The organism is Stenotrophomonas sp. TWI377 (assembly GCF_039674525.1).
Classification (GTDB): Bacteria; Pseudomonadota; Gammaproteobacteria; order Xanthomonadales; family Xanthomonadaceae; genus Stenotrophomonas.
In genome coordinates this window covers 54,319-77,112 of sequence record NZ_JBDJNT010000007.1, presented here as the reverse complement: position 1 = coordinate 77,112, position 22,794 = coordinate 54,319, and the positions used below count along the sequence as shown (strand labels likewise).

Below are 22,794 nucleotides of genomic sequence, written 5' to 3'. Positions count from 1 at the left end.
CATCTGCTTGTTCCTTCCCTCTCCGCCCTGCCCGCGGCTCACGCCGGCAGCTTGAAGTCGGCGACCGAGCGGCGCAGGTCGGCCGCCAGCTGTGCCAGGTGGCCGATCGACTCGGCGGTCTGTCCCGCGCCCTGCGAGGTCTGGCCGGTAATCTGACGGATCACGCCCATGGTGCGGGTGATGTCCGATGCCGCGGCCGACTGCTGCTGGGCAGCGATCGAGATGTTCTTGATGAGGTTGTTCAACGCGTTGGAGACGCGCTCGATTTCGGTCAGCGCGGTACCGGCGTCTTCGGCCAGGCGTGCACCGGAGACCACTTCGGCGGTGGTCTGCTCCATCGAGCTGACCGCCTCGTTGGTATCGGCCTGAATGGCCTGCACCAGGTTTTCGATCCGTCGGGTCGCACCGGAGGTGCGCTCTGCCAGCCGCTGCACTTCGTCGGCCACCACCGCGAAACCGCGACCGGCCTCACCGGCCGAAGCCGCCTGCACCGCGGCGTTCAACGCCAGGATGTTGGTCTGCTCGGAAATGTCGTTGATCAGTTCCACGATCGAGCCGATTTCCTGCGAGGACTCGCCCAGGCGCTTGATGCGCTTGGAGGTTTCCTGGATCTGGTCGCGGATCTGGTCCATGCCCTGGATCGTTTCACGCACCACGCCGGCACCTTCGGCGGCGATGATCACCGAGCGCTGCGCCACGTCGGCCGACTCGGCCGAGTTGCGCGACACCTGCTCGATGCTCGAGGCGATTTCGCCGATGCGGTCGGAGGCCGAGGTGATCTGGTTGGCCTGGTGGCCGGCCGCTTCGGCCAGCTGCATCGCGGTAGCCTGGGTTTCCTGGGTCGACACGGCGACCTTGGCCGAGGTGTCGTTGATCGTGGTCACCAGGTGGCGCAGCTCATCCACGGCGTAGTTGATGGCGTCGGCGATGGCGCCGGTCATGTCCTCGGTCACCGAGGCCTTCACCGTCAGGTCGCCTTCACCCAGCGAGCTGATTTCGTCCAGCAGCCGCATGATGGCCTGCTGGTTGCGGCTGTTGTATTCCACCTGGGTCTGGTACCGCAGTTCCTGTTCGCGCGAGCGGCTGCGCACCGTGCTGCCGACGAAGCCGATGATGGCGATCAGCGACAACGCACCCGACGCCACGCCCAGCCAGAAGTTGGGGAACAGGCGGGTATCGCGCAGCGAGCCGAACGAAGAGAAGGCTTCGAACAGCTTCTTGCTGTCGCGCAGCATGTCTGCCGAACCGCCGGTGAGGGCTGCGGCCGAGGACTGCGCGGCGAACAGCTGGCGCGAGCTGGCCAGGATGGCGTCGGCATCCTGCTTCATGGTGTCCCACTGCTTCTGCGACTGCTCCAGCGCGGCCAGCGCCGGACCGTTGCGGACCGCGGCAATGCCCAGTTCCTCGTTGCCGTTGCGCAGCGCATCGAGCACCTGGGTGAAGACCACCGAGTCGCGCGCGAGCGCGTCGCCCGCGGCAGCCGCATTGGCACCACCGGCGCGCATTTCTGTCACACGGCGGGCCATCGAGCCGACCACCACGACCTGCTGCAGGGCGTTGTAGACCTGCGAGGACGGCGCGCCACTGGCCGACATCGCGCGGACCACTTCGTTCAGCTGTGCCTGCAGGGCGGGCACGCCGTTGACGAAGTTGTTCGCGTTGCCGGCCAGGGCCAGCACGGCCGGTTCGCTGGCGACCAGCTGGCCGGCGCTCTTGCCGAGCGGCTCCCAGGTCTGGATCAGCGTGTTCAGCGGCCCGGCGACATTGGTCTCGGTGCCGTAGCGGCCCTGCAGCCCACTGACGGTACTTTCGATGTCGCTCTTGGTCAGCTTGAACGCGGTGAACGCCTGCGCGTTGCCCGAGACCGCCTCACGGCCCTGGTTGGCCAGCTGCTGCGAGAGCACCTGCAGGTTCGCCGCATCGGTGCTCGCACTGGCCAGGCGACTGCCCTGCCAGGTCGCCACGCCGGTGTTGACGCCGAACACGATCATCGACACGGCCAGCAGGCCGAGCCAGAAATTGGTGCCCACCGAGCCGAGCTTGCCGGCCTTGGCGGATTCCGAAGCAGTACTCATCGTTCAACCTCGATCTTCAATGCGGAGAGACAGGCGCCTGCGGTCAGGCCGCGGCCTGCCTGAATTCGGGGGTACGCGACAGCAGCGACAGCGAGAACACGCCCCAGTCATGGCCATCGCCGTGGAACGCACGGTCGATGAAGTGCGCATAGCGGCCGGTGGCCAGATCGCCGGCGACGATGTCCTGGTCCAGCTCGAAGCTGCGCTGGCCGAACAGTTCATCGATGGTCAATGCCACGTCGCCGCCGGCCTGGCGCATGATCAGCACGCGCTGACCCTCCTGCTGCACGGTGCGCTCGCCTTCCAGGAAGAACTTCAGGTCCACCACCGGGAACAGGTTGCCGCGCAGGTTGCCCACGCCCAGCAGCCACGGCTGTGCGCCGGGCACCGGGGTGATCGGCGGCATCGGGACGATTTCCACCACTTCGCGGAAATCCGAGACCAGCCGGCGCTTGCCCACGCGATAGCCGACGCCTCGCCACAGGTCCTGCGAGAACTGCCGCTCGGGCAGCTGCACCGCATGGGCCAGGCTGCGTCGCTCGTAGGCCTGGAGGATGTCGAAAGGAGAACGCATCAGACCACCAACTGGTTGATCCGCGCGATCAGTTCCTCCTCGCGCGGCGGCTTGACGATGTAGTCGGCCGCCCCCTGGCGCAGCCCCCATGCCTTGTCGGTTTCCATCGCCTTGGTGCTCACGATGACCACCGGAATGTGCTTGATGGCCGCGTCGCGCGCCATCGCACGGGTCGCCTGGAAGCCACTCATGCCCGGCAGGACCACGTCCATCAGCACCAGCTGCGGCGACTGCTCGCGCACGAGCTTGAGCCCGTCCTCGGCGTTGTCCGCTTCCAGGACTTCATGACCGGCCTTGGTCAACCACTGCGTGAACACCGCACGGTCGGTCGGTGAATCCTCGATCAGTACGATTCGAGCCATTGTGCCTTTCCCCCCTGGTCAGGCGTTGACGTATGTGCGGATGGCACCCAGCAGTTCTTCACGCGTGAATGGCTTGGTCAGGTACTGCTCCGAGCCGACGATGCGGCCGCGCGCCTTGTCGAACAGGCCGTCCTTGGAGGACAGCATGATCACCGGCGTGGACTTGAACAGCTGGTTGCCCTTGATCAGCGCACAGGTCTGATACCCGTCCAGCCGCGGCATCATGATGTCCACGAAGATGATCTGCGGCTGTTGATCGGCGATCTTGGCCAATGCCTCGAACCCATCGGTCGCGGTCACCACTTCGCAGCCTTCCCGCTTCAGCAGGGTTTCCGCGGTTCTGCGGATGGTCTTCGAATCATCGATGACCATCACGCGCAGCCCTGCGAGTTCCCCACCCGCAGCCATGTATTCAGTCATTACCTTTCCCCAAGCGCGCGACGCTTGCCTGATCCCCGGCGTCGCTGCGAAAGCGTATCTATATCCCAATACCGGCGCGCGCTTCAAGCACACCCACCGCGGCCCCGGTGCCAGCGGCCCGGCGAGCGCCCGGCCCGGGCCGTTTGCGCAAACCCGGGGCGGCGCCCGCCCGGCCGGACACTGCGTTCCGCGCCCCCGGGCAGGCATTGAGGACCCATTGTCGCTACCATCATCGGCCTGCCCGCCAGGTTGCGACCATGCCGTTGAATGTCATCGTGGTGATGGACCCCATCGCCCATATCAAGATTGCCAAGGACACCACCTTCGCGATGCTGCTGGAAGCCCAGCGCCGCGGCCATGCCCTGCACTACGTCAGCCCCGGCGGGCTGGCCCTGCGCGACGGCCAGGCCATCGCCCGCACCGCCCCGCTGCAGGTGCGCGAGGACAAGAACGACTGGTTCACCCTGGGCGAGTTCAGCCAGACCGTGTTCGGCCCCGGCCAGGTGGTGCTGATGCGCAAGGACCCGCCGGTGGATGCCGAATTCATCTACGACACCCACGTACTCAGCGTCGCCCAGCAGGCCGGTGCGATGGTGGTCAACGACCCCCAGGGCCTGCGCGACTACAACGAGAAGCTGGCCGCCCTGCTGTTCCCGCAGTGCTGCCCGCCGACCCTGGTCAGTCGCCGCAATGCGGACCTGAAGGCCTTCGTGCTCGAACATGGCCAGGCGGTGCTCAAGCCGCTGGACGGCATGGGCGGGCGCTCGATCTTCCGCAGCGGCACCGGTGATCCCAACCTCAACGTGATCCTGGAAACCCTGACCGATGGCGAGCGCACGCTGGCCCTGGCGCAGAAGTTCATCCCGGACATCACCGCTGGCGACAAGCGCATCCTGCTGGTCGATGGCGAGCCGGTGGACTACTGCCTGGCGCGGATTCCGCAGGGCGATGAGTTCCGCGGCAACCTGGCCGCCGGTGGCCGTGGCGAAGGCCGCCCGCTGAGCGAACGCGACCGCTGGATCGCCGCCCAGGTCGGACCGGAGATGAAGCGGCGCGGCATGCGCTTCGTCGGCCTGGATGTGATCGGCGATTACCTCACCGAAGTGAACGTCACCAGCCCGACCTGCGTGCGCGAGCTCGACGCCCAGTTCGGACTGAACATCGCCGGCACTCTGTTCGATGCGATCGAGGCCAGCCTGCCGCGATGAGCGCCAGCGTCGTCCCGGCCCCGACGTGGCAGGCGCGCGAATCCCAGCGGCTGGGCGCGACCCTGACGCTGTCCGTGCTCGTGCACGCGTTGCTGCTGCTGGGGGTCGGCTTCGCGGTCAGTGACAGCGCGCCGCTGGTGCCCACGCTGGATGTGATCTTCAGCCAGACCCAGACCCCACTGACACCCAAGCAGGCCGATTTCCTGGCCCAGGCCAATCAGCAGGGCGGTGGCGACCACGACAAGGCCCAGCGCCCGCGCGACAACCAGGCCGGAATCGTGCCCCAGGCGCAGGCCGGGCTGTCACCGGTCCCGCAGCAGCGCCAGGAGGCGGCCAGCGTGCCGCCCCCGCAGACCCGCGTGGTCAACAGCCGCAATGGCGCCGACACCATCGCCGAGGCGCAGCCACAGCCGCTGCCCGAGCACCCCCGCCCGGATGCACCGATGACGGCCCGCGAGCAGCGCGATGTGGAGATGGCGCGGTTGGCCGCCGAAGTGCACCTGCGCTCGGCCCAGTACGCCAAACGCCCGAACCGCAAGTTCGTCTCGGCCAGTACCCGCGAATACGCCTATGCCAATTATCTGCGCGCGTGGGTCGATCGCGCCGAGCGCGTCGGCAACCTGAACTACCCCGATGAGGCGCGCGCCCGCCGGCTCGGTGGCCAGGTGGTGATCACCGTCGGTGTGCGCCGCGATGGCACCGTCGAAAGTGCCCGCATCCTGCAGTCCAGCGGCACGCCGTTGCTGGATGAAACCGCGCTGCGCGTGATCACGCTTGCCCAGCCGTTCCCGCCGCTGCCCAAGACCGAGGATGCGATCGACATCCTGCAGGTGACCCGCACCTGGGTGTTCCTGCCCGGCGGCGAGCTGCGCGACGACCGCTGAGGGGGCGATAGCCGACCAACGGTCGGCTCTACCGGGCGGCCTTGGCCGCCCGCGCCGCCTGCTGTTCCACCAGGGTCAGCGCCACGTTGTTGCGCAGATAGGCCGGCTCCACCAGCTCCGGTGCCATGCCCTCGCCGCGCTCGAACGCCGGTACCGCCAGCGCCAGCACATCCGCCGCGCGCGGCAATGCCAGCGCATCCACGCCGGTCAGTTGATCGGCCAACCGCGTCGCCAGCACGCCGTCGGCCGCGCCGAAGCCAGTCCCCACGCCGAACCAGCGCGTGCCCTCAGGCAACACCACCTGCCCCGGCGCGCACACGCTCTCCTCGCCCTGCAGCTGCCACTGCCCGTCCACGCGGATGTGGCGTGCGGCATAGACCTCGCCCATGCGTGCGTCGATGCTGGCCAGTACATGATCGGCTTCGGCCGGCGCGCGCAGCGCCAGCGCCTGCAGGGTGGAGACCGCGATCAACGGGCGGTCCAGCGCCAGGGCGATCCCCTGGGCGATGGCGATCGCCAGCCGCACGCCGGTGAACGCGCCCGGCCCCCGCCCCAATGCGATCGCATCCAGCTGCGAACGGGCCACCCCCGCCTCGGCCAGCAGCGCCTCGGCCCAGGGCAGGCTGAGTTCAGCGTGGCGGCGTGGGGCGATCTCGAAGCGCTCAGTGACCTGCCCATCCACGTACAGGGCAACGGAACAGGCTTCGGTGGCGGTTTCAAAGGCGAGCAGCTTCATGGCGGTCAGAACAGGGAAGTGGGGAAGTCATCGGTGGGCGGCAGACGTTGCACGGGCTGCGGTGAAGCAGGCGCGGCGACGGGTGCGGGGTCAGCGAGGGACCATTGTGGCGCAAAGAAGGCCTGTACATCGGTCAGCGAACGGGTACGTCGGAACGGCGGCAGTGAATCCAGGAAAATCCGGCCATAGCTGCGGCTGAGCAGGCGCGGATCGCACAGCACCAGTACACCGCGATCGGTCTCGCTGCGGATCAGGCGGCCCACGCCCTGTTTGAGCGCGATCACGGCCTGCGGCAGCTGCTCATCGCGGAACGGGTTGCCGCCGTCGCGGCGGATCGCATCCAGCCGCGCTTCGAACACCGGGTCATCCGGGGCGGCGAACGGCAGCTTGTCGATCACCACCACGCTCAGTGCATCGCCGACCACGTCCACGCCCTCGCGGAAACTGGCCGAGCCCAGCAGGACGCCGTTGCCCGATTCACGGAAGCGCTGCAGCAGGGTCGCGCGCGGCGCCTCGCCCTGCACGAACAGCGGCCACGGTGCATCGCGCAGGGCCTCGGCCGCTTCGCGCAGTGCGCGGTGCGAAGCGAACAACAGGAACGCACGGCCGTGCGAGGCCTCCAGCACCGGCGTCAGCGCGCGGATCAACGCGGTGCCGAAGCCGCGCGCGGCCGGATCGGGCAGATCGGTCGGCAGATAGCACAGCGCCTGCTGGGCCCAGTCGAAGGGGCTGGGCTGCAGCAGGCTGACCGGATCATCCAGGCCCAGCCGCTGGGAAATATGCTCGAAACCCCCGTCCACGGTCAGCGTCGCCGACGTAAACACCCAGGCCGCCATCGAGCGCTGCCGATGCTCGCGCAGCGGACCGGACACATCCATCGGCGTGCGCTGGCAGCGGAAACCGCGCGGCGTCAGTTCATACCAGAGCACCTCCGCTGGCGGCGGCGCCTCATCCGGGTCGGTATCGAAATCCAGCATCTGCGCATCGTCGCCCAGCCAGCGCGACAACCGCGAGACCGCTTCCATGGCGCGCGCATGGCAGGCGTCCAGGCCGGGCGACGCCTCGCGCACCCCGGCCAGCGCATCACGCAGCTGCACCAGCGTACTCATCGCCGCATCGAAGCCATCGCGCACCTGCGGCACGGTCAGCGCGCGCCACTGGGTGCCGCGCGGCGGCAGGCCATCCATCGCCGCGCGCAGATCGCGCAGGGTCTGCTCCAGCGCGGCCGCGGGCTCCTGCAGGGCCGCCTGTGCACCTGCCACGCTGCGGCTTTCGGCCAGGCAGTCGCGTGCGAGCTCCTGCCACGGGCGCATGCCGAAGCCTTCGCCGAAGAAGTTGGCCGCCAGTTCCGGCAACTGGTGCGCCTCGTCGATCACGAACGCCTGCGCGCCCGGCAGGATCTCGCCGAAGCCTTCCTGCTTGAGCGCCAGATCGGCCAGCAGCAGGTGGTGGTTGACCACCACCACGTCGGCCGCCTGCGCCCGCTGCCGTGCCTGCACGACGAAGCAGTCATCCCAGAAGGGGCATTCGGTGCCCAGGCAGTTATCGATGGTGGAGGTCACCATCGGGTACAGCGGCGAATCCTCCGGCAAGGCCTCCAGCTCGGCCATGTCGCCGTACTTCGTGCGTCCGGCCCAGGCCAGGATGCGCTGGAACTGCGCGACCTGCTCAGGGGAACTGAAACGGGGTTCGCCCCGGGCCTGCTGCAGCCGATAGCGGCACAGATAATTGGCGCGCCCCTTCAGCAGCGCACTGCTGTGGCCCACACCGAGCGCGGCCCGCACGCGCGGCAGATCGCGGTGATACAGCTGATCCTGCAGCGCGCGGGTACCGGTGGAGATGATGGTCTTCAGCCCGGACAGCAGCGCGGGCACCAGGTACGCATAGGTCTTGCCGGTGCCGGTGCCGGCCTCGGCCAGCAGCACGTCGCGCTGGTCGAACGCTTCGGCGATCGCCGCGGTCAGGCGCAGCTGGGCCGGGCGCGGAACGAAGGCATCGAGCTGGCTGGCGAGCGCACCGCCCTCACTGAGGGCATCGCGGCTGGCGTGGGCAAGTTGGGACATGACGCCATGATAAAGGGTGCCGACCGATGCCCGGCGCTACGCCGTCACGCATCCGACTGCATCGCCCACATCAGTAACGCATGATCCCCGGCACCGTGCAGCCGTCCAGCTGTGCATGCGCCGAGGCCGCGTTTTCTTTTTCACCGCGGGCCAGACGCGCCTGCTCGATCGTCGCCCAATGGCGACGGCACAGCGGGCCGGTCTTGGAACCGAGTTCAACCGACTTGCGGGCGAAGGTTTCCGCTGCTGCCCAGTCGCCCTGCAACAGGGCGATCTCGGCCCGGTCCTGCAGCACCGACGGGTCCGAGGCCATGATCGCCAGCGCCTGATCCAGCGCCGCCGCAGCGCCGGTCAGGTCGTTGGCCTGGCGACGGGCATGCGCGGCCTGGCGCAGGTCTTCCACCTCGCTGTCGCGCAGCGGCTGCACGGCCAGCTCTTTGTCGTCATTGCCCGCAGCGGCATCCACGGCGGCCAGGCGCTGGGCCGGCGTGGTGGTGTCGACCGGCGCCTTCACCACCGGCGGCGGAGTGACGCAGGCCGCCAGCGCGAGGCACAGCGTGGCAAGCGACGCGGAACGGATCAGGAAACGGGTGGTCATGCAGGCAGGCCTCGATCAGGGTTGACGCGCGGGGGTGGCGGCCGGTGCATTCTGCGCCGGTTCGGGGGCGGGCTCCGGCTTTTTCTCCAGGCCGAACCAGCTGCGCCAGCCACCGCCTTCACTCTGTTCGCCGCCCTCGCCTTCCGGCAAGGCGCTCGGCGCGGTGCACGGTACATAGGCCGGGGTGTAGCCGACCACGAACGGGAAGCGACGCGCGCCCGGGCAGGCTTCATCGGTGGTGGCCGTGCCGCTGGCCTCCACGTACTGCCAGTCCAGGCCCTTGTTGCTGACCTTCAGCGGCGAACTGGGCAGGCGCTGGAAAATGCCCGACCAGACCCGCATCGACCCGGTCGCGCCATACAGCCCGGCCTGTTCGTTCTGGTCATTGCCCATCCAGATCACGGCCAGATGGTCACCGGTGTAGCCGGCGTACCAGCTGTCGCGGCCGTCGTTGGTGGTGCCGGTCTTGCCCGCCGGCTGCAGGCGGCCCAGGCCATCGGCGTTGAGGCGCTGCGCGGTACCGCTGGCCACGACCTGCTGCAGACCGATGCTGATCAGGTTGGCGGCAATCGAGTCACCTTCCTGCGCCGGCGCCGGGGTCTTGTCGTAGCGCTTCATCAACTTGCCCTGCGGATCGAGCACGCCACGCACCGCGTGCAGCGGCTGGATCTCGCCCCCGGAGGCCAGGAACTGATACAGCTGGGCCATCGCATACGGGCTTTGATCCGTGGAGCCCAGGATCACCGCCGGATTGGGCTCGGCCTTGATGCCGGCCAGGACGTGGATCAACTGCGTGACCCGCTCCGGGCCGACCTGCATGCCTACCCGGACCGTGGCCTGGTTGTAGGAATGGGCCAGCGCATCGATCAGGCGGACCGTGCCGTGGCTGCGGTTGTCCGCGTTGCCGGGCGACCACTGCTTGCCTCGGCTGAGCTGCACCGTCACCGGCGAATCATCGACCCAGCTGGACAGCGAGTAGCGGTCCGGCTGCGCCAGCGCCAGCAGATACACGAACGGCTTGAGCAGCGAGCCGACCGGGCGCTGCGCCTCGATGGCCCGGTTGAAGCCCGGTTCGGACACGTCACGGCTGCCGACCACGGCCAGCACATCACCGTTGTGCACGTCGGTCAGCACCAGGCCAGCCTGCAACGCGGGACGGCGCTTGCTTTCCAGTGATTTGATCGTCTTGGTGACCGCACCTTCGGCATAGGCCTGCGCCGAGGGCGCCATGCCGGTCATCACGCTCAGGCCGGCGCCCTGCAGCACCGACTCGGGGTAATCGTGGCCGAGCTGGCGACGGACCAGATCGACATAGGCCGGGAAACGGTTGGCCGCGATCAGGCCCGGGGTCTTGGGTACGCCCAGCGGCGCATCGACCGCACGCTTGTACTCGGCATCGTCGATCAGGTTGGCGTCGCGCAGCTTGCCCAGCACGAAGTTGCGGCGATCCAGCGCGCGCTCGGGATTGCGGCGCGGATCGTAATAGGACGGGCCCTTGACCAGGCCGATCAGCAGCGCGACGTGCTCGGTGTTGAGCGAGGCCAGATCACGCCCGAACCAGAACTCCGCGCCCGAGGACATGCCGTGGATCGCCTGGCTGCCGCGCTGGCCCAGATAGACCTGGTTGAGGTAGGCCTCCAGGATGGTGCGCTTGTCGTAGCGCGCTTCCATGATCAGCGCGTACAGCACCTCATTGAACTTGCGGGTGACGGTCTGCTCTTTGCCGATCCCGAGCAGGCCGCTTCGGGCCAGCTGCTGGGTCAGTGTCGAGGCGCCCTGGCGGCTCTGGCCACCAGAACGCACGGTCACCCAGATCGCACGGGCGATGCCGCTCAGGTCGATGCCGTGGTGCCGGTTGAAGTCCTTGTCCTCCACCGCCTGCAGGCCGGTGACCAGCAGCTCGGGGGTCTCTTCGATCCGTACCAGCCGGCGCTCTTCCTGCTTCTGGCCATACAGCGTGGCGATACGGGCCGGATCCAGACGCGCGGCCTTCAGCGCCTTGCGGGTGTCGGGGTCACGCAGCGAAGCGATCGACCCACCGGACAGGCTCAGCTCGACGCGGCGCGGGGCGACCCGGCCATCGACGTCGTTGTAGCCACGGCTGGAGATGACGAAACGCCCCCCCTCCTGCGTGTACGTGGCCGGTGATTTGCCGATCCCGTCATCGCGGTAGGCCGAGGCCGCCAGCTCGGTCTTGAGCGTGGCCGCATCCATCGCCACGCCGGGCGCCAGTGGCAACGGCCGCGCATAGACGCGCGTGGGAATCTGCCAGCGCAGCTCACCGAAGCGCTGGGTGACCTGTTGGTTCAGGTACACCGTATAGGGGATCAGGAAGCCCAGCCCCAGCGCGACAGCCGCCATGCTCCAGGTGATCAACCGGCGCCGCCACAGCGGGGCGCGGCTTTCGGTGTCGTCGAACTCGTCGATGTCGTCGGAATCGTAGCGTCGGGGCACGGGGATGCGAGAATATGGATTCCGGCGAGTCTAACGCAGCCACTGCGAGCGGCGCGTTCTCCCGGGTTCCCCCGCTTAAGCTGGAGTTGCAACGGGATGTCGATGTCCTTGGCCGATGCTCGCTATTTCCTGAACCGCATGCTTGGCCTGTTCCGTCGCAGTCTGGCCAGTCTGCGCACCCGGGGCTGGCGCGCTACCTGGCATCGCATCCGGGTCCACACCCAGGCCGTGCCGGCGCCCCGCGGGGCGCCCCTGTACCTGCCGGAGGCCACAGCATTCGCGCCGTTCACCGTCCCCGCCAGCGAGCGCCCGGTGGTCAGCATCATCATTCCGGTCTACAACCACGCTGCGCACACCTTGGCCTGCCTGCGGGCACTGGCCGCGCATCCGCCGCAGGTCGCCTGCGAGATCCTGGTGGTGGACGACGGCAGCAGCGACGAGACGATCACCTGGATGCCGCAGATCCGCGGCCTGCGCCATGAAGTGCGCGCGAGCAACGGCGGCTTCATCGAGGCCTGCAACGATGGCGTCGCGCGTTCGCGTGGCCAGTACGTGGTGCTGCTCAACAATGACACGGTGCCGCAGCCGGGCTGGCTGGATGCCCTGCTCGCCACCTTCGCCCGGGTGCCACGCGCCGGCCTGGTCGGTTCACAGCTGCTCTACCCCGACGGCCGCCTGCAGGAGTCGGGCGGGGTGATCTTCCAGGATGGCAGCGGCTGGAGCTACGGCCGTTTCGAATCGCCCGAAGATCCGCGCTACAGCGCGCTGCGCGATGCCGACTACTGCTCCGGCGCCGCGCTGATGATCCCGCGCGCCCTGTGGGAAGAGATCGGGGGTTTCGACCTGCGCTACAAGCCGGCGTATTACGAAGACACCGACCTGGCCTTCGCCGTGCGCGCCAGCGGCCACCGCGTACTGGTGCAACCGGCCAGCCGCGTGGTGCATGACGAGGGCACCAGCAACGGCACCGATACCGGCAGCGGGATCAAGGCCTACCAGGTCCGCAACCGCGGCGTCTTCGCGGCGAAGTGGGCTGGCGCACTGCCGGCGCAGCCCGCCGTCGGCAGCGTTCCCTCGCCAGCCCTGCTGCACCGTGCCCAGCGCCAGGTCCTGATCCTGGATGAAGAAGTGCCGCAGCCGGACCGCGACTCGGCCTCGCTACGCCAGTACAACCTGATCCGCATGCTGCTCGAAGCCGGGGTCCACGTGGTGTTCGTGCCGACCCGGCGCGAGCACGGCGGCACCGCCACCGAGGCGCTGCAGGCGCTTGGCGTGGAGGTCTGGTACGCCCCCTACCTGGACGGTGTGGCGCCGTGGCTGCGCGCCAACGGCGCCCGCTTCGATGTGGTGATGATGGTCCGCTACCACGTCGCCCACGAGTGCCTGCCGCTGCTGCGCAGCTGTGCGCCCCAGGCCCGCACCGTCTTCGATACCGTCGACCTGCACTACCTGCGCGAACGCCGGGGTGCGGAGATCGCCGGGGATGCCGGGCTGCTGCGCAATGCCGAGCGCACCCGCGCACGCGAGCTGGCGGTGATGGAAGAGGTTGATGTGACCGTGCTGGTCAGCGCTGCCGAGCGCGAGCAGCTGCGCGTCGATGCCCCGGGCGCGACCGTGGAACTGATCTCCAATCTGCACGAGGTTGCTGGCGCCGGCCCTGACTGGGCCGAGCGGCGCGATCTGGTGTTCGTCGGCGGCTTCCGTCATCCGCCGAACCTGGATGCCATGCAGTGGTTCATCGGTGACGTCTTCGCGCGCATCCGTGCACAGCTCCCCGACATCCGTTTCCACTGCATCGGCGCGGCCGTGCCCGACACCCTGCGCGCGCTGGCCGTGACCCAGCCGGGCGTGGAGATCCACGGGTTCGTGCCGGACGTGGTGCCCTACATGGATGGCATCCGCATCGCCGTCGCGCCGCTGCGCTTCGGTGCCGGCGTGAAGGGCAAGGTGAATCTCAGCATGGCGCATGGGCAGCCGGTGGTCGCCACGACCTGTGGCGTGGAAGGCATGCATCTGCGCGATGGCGAAGATGTGCTGGTGGCCGATGATGCCGAGGCATTCGCGCAGGCCGTGGTGCGGCTGTACCAGGACGAGGCCCTGTGGCGCCGGCTCTCGACTGCCGGGCTGCAGAACATCGTGGATCATTTCTCGCTGGATGCGGCCCGCGCCACCGTGCAGCGGGTGTTCCTGGATTAAGTGCCCGAGCCACCGCCGGCGCTGCGCAGGCGCTCGGCGAAGGCCGGTAATTCCGGCAGGTCCGGTTGCCAGCGCCGCGCCTGCTCGAGCGCCTGCTGCGCGTAAGCGATGTCGCCCGAGCCCAGGCGCTCGCTGCCGATGGCCAGCCAGCGCTGCGCCAGCCGCCGTCGCGCGGCGGCCTGGGCGGCATCATTGGTCGACAACGTCTGCCAGGCGTCCAGACACGCCCCCGCCGCCAACACGCGGTTCTCGCGCAGGCGATCTTCGAAGCACTGCCGGCTTGCGGGCAGCAGGCGCTGCGCGGCGGCTCGCACCCGCGGGTCCTGCGGCGCGACGCCCTGGGCCTCGCGCAGGGCGTCGTAAGCACTGCGTCCGGGCGGGTCCAGGAAGTTGCCACGGCCCTCTGCCTCCTCCAGGCGCGTGAGCAGACGGCGCAGTGTGCGTTCGCGCTGCGCCCTCGGCACCGCCGGGGTCTTCAATGCCGCCTGGGAGCGTTGCGCCTGCTCGATCACATGGCGGGCCGCCTCCAGCGAACGCGTGGACGCGCCCAGCGATTGGGCCACCTGAAGCGCCCGGGCTGCGTCGTCGAAGCGGAAGTTGCCGGCCAGCCGCGTCGCACGCGTGAGCTGCGCATCGGCGACCTGCAGCTGGCCACGGCGCGCGGCAGGATCGTCGGGCAGCGCTGAAAGCACCGCTGCGAATGCATCGGCCGCAACCTCCAGCTTCTGCCGGCGCAGCGCGATCTCGCCCTCGCGCTGGCGTCGCTCCAGCGCGTTGTTCAGCGCCTCCTGGGTGGCCGGCAGATCGACATGCCCGGCATCGAAACCACGCGCGCTGCGCACCAGCGCCGCCGCCCTGGCTACGTCGCCGCGTCCGGCCGCCGTGCGCGCCTGCTGGAGGAGATCGGACAGCGCATCCTCGCGCCCCTCCAGTGCGCGCACCTGGTTGGGGGACAGCGCCAGCACCTGCTGGAACAGCGGCAGCGCGCTATCGGGGCTGCCCTCGAGCCGCTGCGCCTGCAGGGCCGCTTCGGCGCGCCCAAGCAACGCCCCGATGCCCGCGCGTGCCTGGTCGTGTGCGTGCAGCTGCTGCGCCACCGCATCGGCATCGCGCTGCGGCACCTGCAGTTCGCGGGCCAGCGCAAGCGCGGCGGTCGCCGCTGGTGCATCGCCCCGGTCCAGCGCATCCCGCGCCTGCTGCAGGGCAGCCTGGCCGGTGCGTGCCAGACCGCTGCGCGCCTGCAAGCGGTCGGTGTCCAGCGCCAGCGCGGCCTGGAAGGATTCACGTGCGCCACTGCCATCTGCCGCACTCAACCGGCCCGCGGCCAGCGCGCGATCGCCCTGGTCGAGCAGCTGCTCGATCTGCGGCTCGTTCCAGAACCAGTTGGCCAGCGGCCGGCGCAACAGGGCCAGGCTGACGAACAGCAGCACGGCCACCAGCAGCGCCCAGCGCCAGATGCGCCGGGCATGGCGCGCCTGCAACCACCACCAGCGGCCTTCGCGGCGCACCCGTCGCAGTGCTTCGTGGGCGGCGTCATGCCTGTCATCGTCCCGGCTCATGGCGCGAGCCTAGCGTGGGGCACGTGAGCTCAGCCTAGACGCCGGGCTTCGCTGACGCCGGGCAGTGCATCCAGCTTGCCCAGCAGGGTCGAAAGCTGGCCGTAGTCACTGACCTTCAGGCGCAGGCGCAGATGCGCACGGCCACTGTTGCGGACGTTGTCGCTGTGGATGTCCAGCACATAGGCATCCTCCTGCGCGATCAGGTTGGTGATGTCCTTGAGCAGCCAGCGCCGGTCGACCGCGTCGACCACCACGTCCACTTCATAGCCACCGCCGGCCTGGCCCCACTCCACCGGAAGAATCCGCTGCGGGCTGGCCGCGGCCAGCCGTGCCAGCGCGGCACAGTCGGTGCGGTGCACGGTGACGCCGCGCGCACGCGTCAGATACCCGACGATCGGCTCGCCGGCCACCGGCTGGCAGCAACGCGCCAGCTGCACCAGCAGGTTGCCCACGCCCTGTACGGTGAAATCGGCACTGCGCACACTCTCGCGCCGCGCGGTCGGGCGCGGCAGTACCGGCGCCGCCGGCTGGCTGGCGGCACGTTCGGCTTCCAGCAGCGTGCGGCTGACCTGGTTCGGCCCGGTATCGCCCAGCGCCACCTGGATGTAGAGATCGTCGACGCTGTCGGCGTGGAACTTCTTCACCGCGATGGCCAGATCGGCGTGCTGCAGGCCGAGGCGCTTGAGTTCGCGCTCGAGCAGCTCGCGGCCGGCCTGCACGTTGCGCGCGCGGTCCAGCTTGTGGAACCACCCGCGCACCTTTTCACGCGAACGGTTGCTGGCCAGGAACCCGCTGGAGGCCAGCAGCCAGTCGCGCCGGGGATCGGCCTCCTTGCCGGTCAGGATCTCGACGCGGTCGCCGCTGCGCAGGCGGTAGGTCAGCGGCACGATGCGGCCGTTGACCTTCGCTCCCCGGCAGCGGTGCCCGACCATGGTGTGCACGTGGTAAGCAAAATCCAACGGCGTGGCACCCTGGGGCAGGTCCATCACCTCGTCCTTGGGACTGAGCGCGTAGACCCGGTCTTCGGTCAGCTCGGCATCCAGCGCACCGGCCAGTTCGCCTGCATGCCCGTCCTGGGATTGCTCCAGCAGCTGCCGCATCCAGGTGATCTTGCGGTCGAACGCCTTTTCCGCGCCCTTGCTGCCTTCCTTGTAGCGCCAATGCGCGGCCACGCCGAGCTCGGCCTGGGCGTGCATGTCGTGGGTGCGGATCTGCACTTCGATGGTGCGCCCTTCCGGGCCGACCACGGCGGTATGCAGCGAACGGTAATCGTTGGCTTTCGGGCGCGCGATGTAATCGTCGAATTCGCTCGGCACCGGCGCCCACAGTGCATGCACCACGCCCAGCGCGGCGTAGCAGGCGGCCACGTCGTCCACCATCACGCGCACGGCGCGGATGTCGTACAGCTGCTCGAAGGCCAGCCGCTTCTTCTGCATCTTCCGCCAGATGCTGTAGATGTGCTTCGGGCGGCCGCTGACCTCGGCGCGGATGCCCTGCGCCAGCAGCTCGCGCGACAACGCCTTTTTGACGCCCTCGACATAGCGCTCGCGCGCCAAGCGCGTTTCATCCACCTCGCGCGCGATGCGGCGGTAGGTCTCCGGTTCCAGATGGCGGAACGCCAGATCCTCCAGCTCCCACTTCAACTGCCAGATGCCGAGCCGGTTGGCCAGCGGCGCATGGATGTCGCGAGTGAGCTGGGCCAGCGCGCGGCGCTCTTCTTCGGGCAAGCGATCGGCACCGCGCATGCGGGCCAGCTGGCGGGCGAGCAGGATCGGCACCACGCGCAGATCGCGGATGATCGAAAGCAGCAGGCGACGCAGGCCTTCGCTGTTGCGCCCGGCCTCGCGCCCGGCGTGCAGCGCCCAGACCTGGTCGGCGGCGTCCAGGCCGTCCAGCAGGCCGACGACCACCGGCTTGAGCGCACCGATCGGCAGCGTGTCCAGACCGGCACGCAACCACGGCAGATCGAACAGCAACGTGGCCAGCAAGGCAGACTCGTCGGCCGAGAGCAATGACAGCGCATCCAGCGTGTCAGCCAGCACCGGCCAGCCCGCGCGCCGTTCCAGATCGGCCTCGGGTTGCTGCCAGCGCTGCAGCAATGCCTCGCGCAGCTCAGCCGGCAGCGAAGCCACCGAGGGTCGGTTCAACAAGCCATCCAGGCCAGGGGAGGAAGCGCGGTTCACAGCATCGTACAGACAAGACAGAGGCCACCTACACTAGCGCCGCAGCGCCCCCCCGACAATCGCCATCACCAGCATGTGCACATGCCGGGGCGCTGGCACTACACTGCGGCCATTCCTAGGAGAGACCCTGCCATGCGCTTTTCCCGTCTGCGGTTGTTGGCCTGCGCGGCCGTCATGATGAGCCTCTCGCTCCCGGCGCTGGCCCAGCGCGTGGTCGAAGGCGATCTGCAGCAGCAGATGTCGCCGGCCGAGTTCAAGGCGGCCGGGCTGGAGAAGCTCACGCCGCAGGAACTGGCCGAGCTCAACAACTGGCTGCAGGGCAAGGTGGCCGCGCTGGCGGCCGATGCCCGCGAGCAGGCCCGCGAAGAGGGTCGTCAGGAAGTCATCGTGAAAAACCACGGCTTCTTCGACTTCGGCACCAAGGAGCCGATCAAAAGCGTCTTGACCGGAGAATTCCGCGGCTTTGGCAAGGGCCAGCGTTACGCGCTCGCCAACGCCCAGGAATGGGAGCAGGTCGACGATGTCCAAGTCGGAGGTGTCCGCCGCCAGTCGCCTGAGGTCAGCATCGCTCCCGGCGTCGGCGGGGTGTGGTACATGCAGATCCAGGGCGTCAACACCCGCGCCAAGGTCCGCCGCGTCAAATAATCCGCTTCAGGCAACCCCAGTGACCCGTGCCGACCTGGCACGGGTCACTGCCGGATCAAGGCTTCTGCAGCGCGGCCACGCGCTGGGCCAGCTTCTTGGCTGAAATCCCGGTCTTCGCGCCCAGCTCCTGGGCAAACAGCGAGACCCGCAACTCTTCCAGATCCCAGCGCAGGTCCTGCCACTGCGGCCGCTCCCGCAACCCGCGGGCCTCGGCCTGTGCCAACGCATCCACGAATGGCCGCAGCTCCAGCATCCGCGCCTGGTCGCGCGGCGGATCGCGCTTGGCACGCTCAGTGCGAAGGATCATTGCGCGCAGGTAGCGCGGCAGTTGCGCCAGGGCATCGGCCGGGGTCTCGCGCAGGAAGCCAGGATGGACCAACGCGGCCAGCTGCTGCTCCATGTCATCCAGATTGCCGCGTGCCCAGCCCATCAGCGGCGCTTCCAGCTGTGGTTTGAGCTCGGCCACATGGGCCAGGATGTTCTCGGCCAGCTTCAGGCGGGCCATCGCCTCTGCGAACAACGCCTTGCCCGCCTCCGCGCTGCGCTTGGCGAACGCGGCCGGGTCGCGGATATCACCCAGGCCATCGGCAAGCACCGCGTTCATCGCGGCATCGACCAGGTCGCCACGCAGGCGTTCCTGCGATTCGATCGCGGCATACAACAACCCGGTCTTGGGCGGCACCGGCAGCTGCTTGCGCGCCTGCTTGGCCTTGTCGGCCAGCGCAATCTCCAGCAATCGACGCACGCCGAGCGGATGCTGCTCCAGCGCCTCGTTGCGATCGGCGAAAATCTTCAACGCGGCGGTCTCGCCCTGGTCGACCAGCGCCGGATAGGCCGGCACGCCGGCTTCGCCAGGCACCTGCAGCGGGATCGGGCTGGCCGGGAAATCGCGCAACCCTTCGGCTGCCAGCGCACGCCCGGCGCGCGCGGCAAAGGCATCCCCCGCTTTGTCACCGAAGCGGGCGCGCAGTGCATCCAGATCGCGCGAGGTCGCCAGCACCTTGCCATCGGCATCGCGCAGCCGCAGGTTCATGCGCAGATGGGCGTCCAGCGCTGCGTCATCGAAATCGGTCGCGGCCAGCTTGGCACCGGTCGCACGCGACAGGAACCGTGCCAGCTCGCCACGGATGTCATCGGCGGTCGGCTCGGCAAACGCTTCGGCGAACGCGCGCCCGAAGTCCGGTGCTGGCACATAGTTGCGGCGCATCGCCTTGGGTAGGCTGCGGATCAGGGCCGCAGCCTTGTCGGCTACGAAGCCGGGCGCCAGCCACGACAACCGCGCCGGATCGAGCGCGTTGAGCAGGTGCAGCGGCACCTCCAACGTGACGCCATCTTCGTCGGCACCCGGCTCGAAGGTGTAATGCAGCGGCAGCCGTGCATCACCCAGCGGCAGATACGCGGGATACCGTTCGGCGTCGCTGCCCTCGCCCGGCAGCAGATCGGCCAGTGCCCACGACAGCGCGCGGCGTTTCTCCGGCGCCAGCGCCTTCCACCAGGTATCCAGGCCCATCGCCGAATGGATCTCGGCCGGAATCCGGTCCAGGTACCAGCGCGCCTGCCAGCCTTCATCGGCGACGATGCCGGCACGGCGCAGCTTGGCCTCCTCTTCGCGCGCCTGCTCCAGCACCTTGAGGTTGTCGGCGACGAAGCCGGCACGGGTGTTGATTTCGCCGGTCACCAGGGCCTGCCGCACGAAGATGTCGTGCGCTTCGCCCGGTGCGATGCGGCCGTAGTGCACCGGCTTCTTCGGGGCCAGCACCAGTCCGAACAGACTGATCTGCTCGGAGGCCAGCACCTGGCCCTGCGCGCGCGACCAATGCGGATCGAAGTGCTTGCGCAGCAGCAGGTGCGGCAGCTCGTTGATGACCCAGTCCGGCTCGATCGCCGCGTTGGTCAGGCCCCAGATTTTCTGGGTATCCAGCAAGGTCGCGGTGAGCAGCCACGGCGGCGGCCGCTTGGCCAGGGTCGAGCCCGGGAACGGCAGGAAGCGGCGCTGGCGCGGCGCCAGGAAATCGCCCTTGTCGCTGCGGTGGCCGATCTGCGTGGGCAGGCCGGCGATCAAGGCACGGTGCAGGGTCTGGTAGGCGGCTGCGCGCACTTTGTCGCTGAAGGCGTTGCGCGCCTCGGCATCGGCGCCCTTGACCGATGCCGGCGTGTTCTGGGCAGGCGCCGGCTCGGATTTCCCTTCGCGGGCCAGGCGTGCGGCACGGTGCTGCTGGCCGCGCGTCGCCTTGATCTTCGCCTCGTCGTCGCGCGCCGGTGCAGGCGCGGACGAACCGGCCAGCAACGGTGCCAGGGAGGTCTCGGCCGCTTCTTCCGTCCAGCCCAGCTCCTCGCACAGCACGCGCAGCTGGCGATGCAGTTCGCGCCACTCGCGCATGCGCAGGAAGCCGAGGAAATGCCGCCCGCACCAGTCGCGCAGCTTGGACTGGGTCAGGTCTTCGTGAGCCTGGCGGTAGCCGTCCCACAGGCGCAGCACGCCGACGAACTCCGAGCGGCCATCGGCGAACAGCGCATGCGCGTTGTCGGCCGCGGCGCGCGCTTCCGGCGGGCGCTCGCGCGGGTCCTGGATGCCCAGGAACGAGGCGATCACCAGCATCGGCCGCAGGCAGCCCTGGGCCTGCGCGGCGACCAGCATGCGGGCCAGTTTCACGTCCACCGGCAGGCGCGCCATCTGGCGCCCGATCGGGGTCAGGCGGCGCTCGGCATCGACCGCACCCAGCTCACCCAGCTGCTGCCAGCCATCGGCGATGGCGCGCTCATCCGGTGCCTCCAGGAACGGGAAATCCTCGATCTTGCCCAGGCCCAGCTGCAGCATCCGCAGGATCACCCCGGACAGGCTGGAGCGGCGGATTTCCGGATCGGTGAATTCGGGGCGCGACTGGAAATCCGCTTCGGAATACAGCCGGTAGCAGATGCCTTCGGACACGCGGCCACAGCGGCCCTTGCGCTGGTTGGCGCTGGCCTGGGAGACCGCTTCGATGTGCAGCCGGTCCAGCTTCTGGCGCGGGCTGTAACGCTTGATGCGGGCGAAACCCGGGTCGATCACATAGCGGATGCGCGGCACCGTCAGCGATGTTTCGGCGACGTTGGTGGCCAGCACGATGCGCCGGTTGGCGCCGGGGTTGAACACCAGGTCCTGATCCTTGACCGACAGCCGCGCATAGAGCGGCAGCACGTCGGTGCCACGGTACTTGCGTCGTTCCAGGGACTGGTGCGCATCGCGGATTTCGCGCTCGCCCGGGAAGAACAGCAGGATGTCGCCACGCGGGTCGATCCGGGTGATTTCATCCACCGCCGCGACCACCGCATCATTGACGGTGCGCTCGCCATCGCGCCCACCGTCAGCCTCGCCGCCGCCCTCACCTTCCAGCGGCCGGTAACGCACCTCCACCGGGAACGTGCGGCCTTCCACGCTGATCACCGGGGCATCGTCGAAATGCTGGGCGAAGCGCGAGGTATCGATGGTCGCCGAGGTGACGATCAGTTTCAGATCGGGCCGCTTCTTCAGCAGCTGCTTCAGATAGCCCAGCAGGAAATCGATGTTGAGGCTGCGTTCGTGCGCCTCGTCGACGATGATCGTGTCGTAGTTGGACAGCCAGCGGTCACTGCTGATCTCGGCCAGCAGGATGCCGTCGGTCATGAATTTGATGCGGGTATCGTCACCGACGCGATCGGTGAAGCGCACCTGGTAGCCCACCGTGGTGCCCAGCTCGGACTGCAGTTCCTGCGCAACGCGGGTCGCCACTGCACGCGCGGCGATCCGTCGCGGCTGCGTGCAGCCGATCATGCCGGCGGTGCCACGGCCGGCGGCCAGGCACAGCTTGGGCAGCTGGGTGGTCTTGCCCGAGCCGGTTTCACCGGCGATCACCACGACCTGGTGGTCGCGGATCAGCGCGGTGATGGCCTCGGCTTCACGCGCAATCGGCAGTTGCTCGTCCAGAGTGATGGTCGGCTGATTCAGCGCACGCGCTTCACGGCGCTGCACGGACGCCTGCAAGGCCTGCTCGAACGCCGCCGCCAGCCCCGTATCCGCCGGTTTGGCCCGCCAACGCGAGAGCATCCCCAGCAAACGACCGCGGTCGCGGCTCATGGCCCCGTTGATGGCGGCCTGCTGCTGGGCCAGGCGTGCTGCATGTGGTTTTTCGATAGCGCTCATCAACCGATTCGTTTAGAACTTTTGTTTACTACTGAAAGGGTAGTCTGATCTATTGTGAAGGCCATCCGATTCATCCCATCCATAAGGAGTTCTCCCATGGCGAAGACGACCAAGACCCCGGCAAAGCCCAAGACTGCCAAGCAGAAGCTCGGCGCGGCGGCCCCGTCGGCCCCGAACATCGATATCGGGATCAAGGAGGGCGATCGCAAGAAGATCGCCGATGGACTGTCGGCCTTCCAGGCCGATGCGTTCACGCTCTACCTGAAGACCCACAACTTCCATTGGAACGTGACCGGGTCGATGTTCAACTCGCTGCACACCATGTTCGAGACCCAGTACACCGAACAGTGGGCGGCCCTGGATGACGTGGCCGAACGCATCCGTGCACTGGGCTTCAATGCCCCGGGCTCGTACCGCGAGTTCGCGGCCCTGACCTCGATCGCCGAGGAGCCGGGCCTGACCGACAGCGCGGACTGGCGTGAAATGGTACGCCAGTTGGTCACCGCCAACGAGGCGGTGTGCCGTACGGCGCGCAAAGTGCTGGACGTGGCAGACGATGCGGACGACGCGCCGACCGAGGATCTGATGACCCAGCGTCTGCAGACCCACGAAAAGTACGCCTGGATGCTGCGTTCGCTGCTGCAGTAAGGGTTTGTTTTTTGGCGGGCTTGGCTGACT

Annotated in this window: 16 protein-coding genes; 5 read left to right on the top strand and 11 right to left on the bottom strand. The window is 68.5% G+C overall.

The window, feature by feature from the left end; all coding sequences use genetic code 11:
* Positions 1–38 precede the first annotated feature (38 nt).
* Genes ABE546_RS08395 through pilG form a run of 4 tightly spaced genes read right to left on the bottom strand, consistent with a single transcriptional unit; the run spans position 39 to position 3,431 of the window.
* Positions 39–2,075: a methyl-accepting chemotaxis protein gene (locus ABE546_RS08395; protein WP_313210486.1), complete on the bottom strand. Its 2,037-nt coding sequence runs from the start codon at positions 2,073–2,075 to the stop codon at positions 39–41.
* A 43-nt stretch (positions 2,076–2,118) separates the two neighbouring features.
* A complete protein-coding gene (locus tag ABE546_RS08390) occupies positions 2,119–2,649 on the bottom strand; it encodes a chemotaxis protein CheW (protein ID WP_088432919.1) in 531 nt (176 codons plus the stop codon).
* A complete protein-coding gene (locus ABE546_RS08385; RefSeq protein WP_123730426.1) occupies positions 2,649–3,011 on the bottom strand; it encodes a response regulator in 363 nt (120 codons plus the stop codon). Before ABE546_RS08385 ends, ABE546_RS08390 begins: the two co-directional genes overlap by 1 nt.
* Before the next feature lie 18 nt (positions 3,012–3,029).
* A complete protein-coding gene (pilG, locus tag ABE546_RS08380; RefSeq protein WP_121039045.1) occupies positions 3,030–3,431 on the bottom strand; it encodes a twitching motility response regulator PilG in 402 nt (133 codons plus the stop codon).
* A gap of 257 nt (positions 3,432–3,688) precedes the next feature.
* Here pilG and gshB point away from each other — a divergent pair, with 257 nt between their 5' ends.
* Both gshB and ABE546_RS08370 read left to right on the top strand, forming a co-directional pair.
* A complete protein-coding gene (gene gshB, locus ABE546_RS08375; RefSeq protein WP_121039048.1) occupies positions 3,689–4,639 on the top strand; it encodes a glutathione synthase in 951 nt (316 codons plus the stop codon).
* Positions 4,636–5,523 (top strand): energy transducer TonB, encoded by an 888-nt coding sequence (locus ABE546_RS08370; RefSeq protein ID WP_313219737.1) that lies wholly within the window; start codon positions 4,636–4,638, stop codon positions 5,521–5,523. Before gshB ends, ABE546_RS08370 begins: the two co-directional genes overlap by 4 nt.
* Before the next feature lie 28 nt (positions 5,524–5,551).
* Here the strand turns inward: ABE546_RS08370 and tsaB are convergent, their stop codons facing one another.
* From tsaB to mrcB, 4 genes are all read right to left on the bottom strand, one after another.
* On the bottom strand, positions 5,552–6,259 hold the full coding sequence (gene tsaB, locus ABE546_RS08365) for a tRNA (adenosine(37)-N6)-threonylcarbamoyltransferase complex dimerization subunit type 1 TsaB (protein ID WP_346463263.1): 708 nt from the start codon (positions 6,257–6,259) through the stop codon (positions 5,552–5,554).
* Between the two features lie 5 nt (positions 6,260–6,264).
* Positions 6,265–8,322, bottom strand: coding sequence for an ATP-dependent DNA helicase (locus ABE546_RS08360; RefSeq protein ID WP_346463262.1), 2,058 nt, complete (start codon positions 8,320–8,322; stop codon positions 6,265–6,267).
* 70 nt (positions 8,323–8,392) lie between these two features.
* The gene (locus ABE546_RS08355) at positions 8,393–8,920 is read right to left on the bottom strand and encodes a hypothetical protein (RefSeq protein WP_123730421.1); all 528 of its coding nucleotides are present in this window, start codon (positions 8,918–8,920) and stop codon (positions 8,393–8,395) included.
* A 15-nt stretch (positions 8,921–8,935) separates the two neighbouring features.
* Positions 8,936–11,374, bottom strand: coding sequence for a penicillin-binding protein 1B (gene mrcB / locus ABE546_RS08350; RefSeq protein WP_313219735.1), 2,439 nt, complete (start codon positions 11,372–11,374; stop codon positions 8,936–8,938).
* Between the two features lie 96 nt (positions 11,375–11,470).
* Here mrcB and ABE546_RS08345 point away from each other — a divergent pair, with 96 nt between their 5' ends.
* The gene (locus ABE546_RS08345) at positions 11,471–13,570 is read left to right on the top strand and encodes a glycosyltransferase (RefSeq protein ID WP_346463260.1); all 2,100 of its coding nucleotides are present in this window, start codon (positions 11,471–11,473) and stop codon (positions 13,568–13,570) included.
* Here ABE546_RS08345 and ABE546_RS08340 read toward each other — a convergent pair.
* Together ABE546_RS08340 and ABE546_RS08335 are read right to left on the bottom strand one after the other, a co-directional pair.
* Positions 13,567–15,129, bottom strand: coding sequence for a hypothetical protein (locus ABE546_RS08340; RefSeq protein ID WP_346463259.1), 1,563 nt, complete (start codon positions 15,127–15,129; stop codon positions 13,567–13,569). The two genes, ABE546_RS08345 and ABE546_RS08340, sit on opposite strands and share 4 nt — an antisense overlap.
* 29 nt (positions 15,130–15,158) lie before the next feature.
* Positions 15,159–17,312, bottom strand: a complete 2,154-nt coding sequence (locus ABE546_RS08335; protein WP_346463258.1) for a bifunctional (p)ppGpp synthetase/guanosine-3',5'-bis(diphosphate) 3'-pyrophosphohydrolase — start codon at positions 17,310–17,312, stop codon at positions 15,159–15,161.
* Between the two features lie 132 nt (positions 17,313–17,444).
* Between ABE546_RS08335 and ABE546_RS08330 the strand changes: the two genes are divergently transcribed.
* Positions 17,445–17,957 (top strand): hypothetical protein, encoded by a 513-nt coding sequence (locus tag ABE546_RS08330; protein ID WP_313210466.1) that lies wholly within the window; start codon positions 17,445–17,447, stop codon positions 17,955–17,957.
* A gap of 55 nt (positions 17,958–18,012) precedes the next feature.
* On the opposite strand, the gene hrpA is transcribed toward ABE546_RS08330, so the two are convergent.
* The gene (gene hrpA, locus ABE546_RS08325) at positions 18,013–22,116 is read right to left on the bottom strand and encodes an ATP-dependent RNA helicase HrpA (protein WP_346463256.1); all 4,104 of its coding nucleotides are present in this window, start codon (positions 22,114–22,116) and stop codon (positions 18,013–18,015) included.
* A gap of 96 nt (positions 22,117–22,212) precedes the next feature.
* Between hrpA and ABE546_RS08320 the strand changes: the two genes are divergently transcribed.
* Positions 22,213–22,764 carry a Dps family protein gene (locus ABE546_RS08320; protein WP_019185151.1) on the top strand — a complete coding sequence of 184 codons (552 nt, stop codon included), beginning with the start codon at positions 22,213–22,215 and terminating at the stop codon, positions 22,762–22,764.
* Positions 22,765–22,794 lie beyond the last annotated feature (30 nt).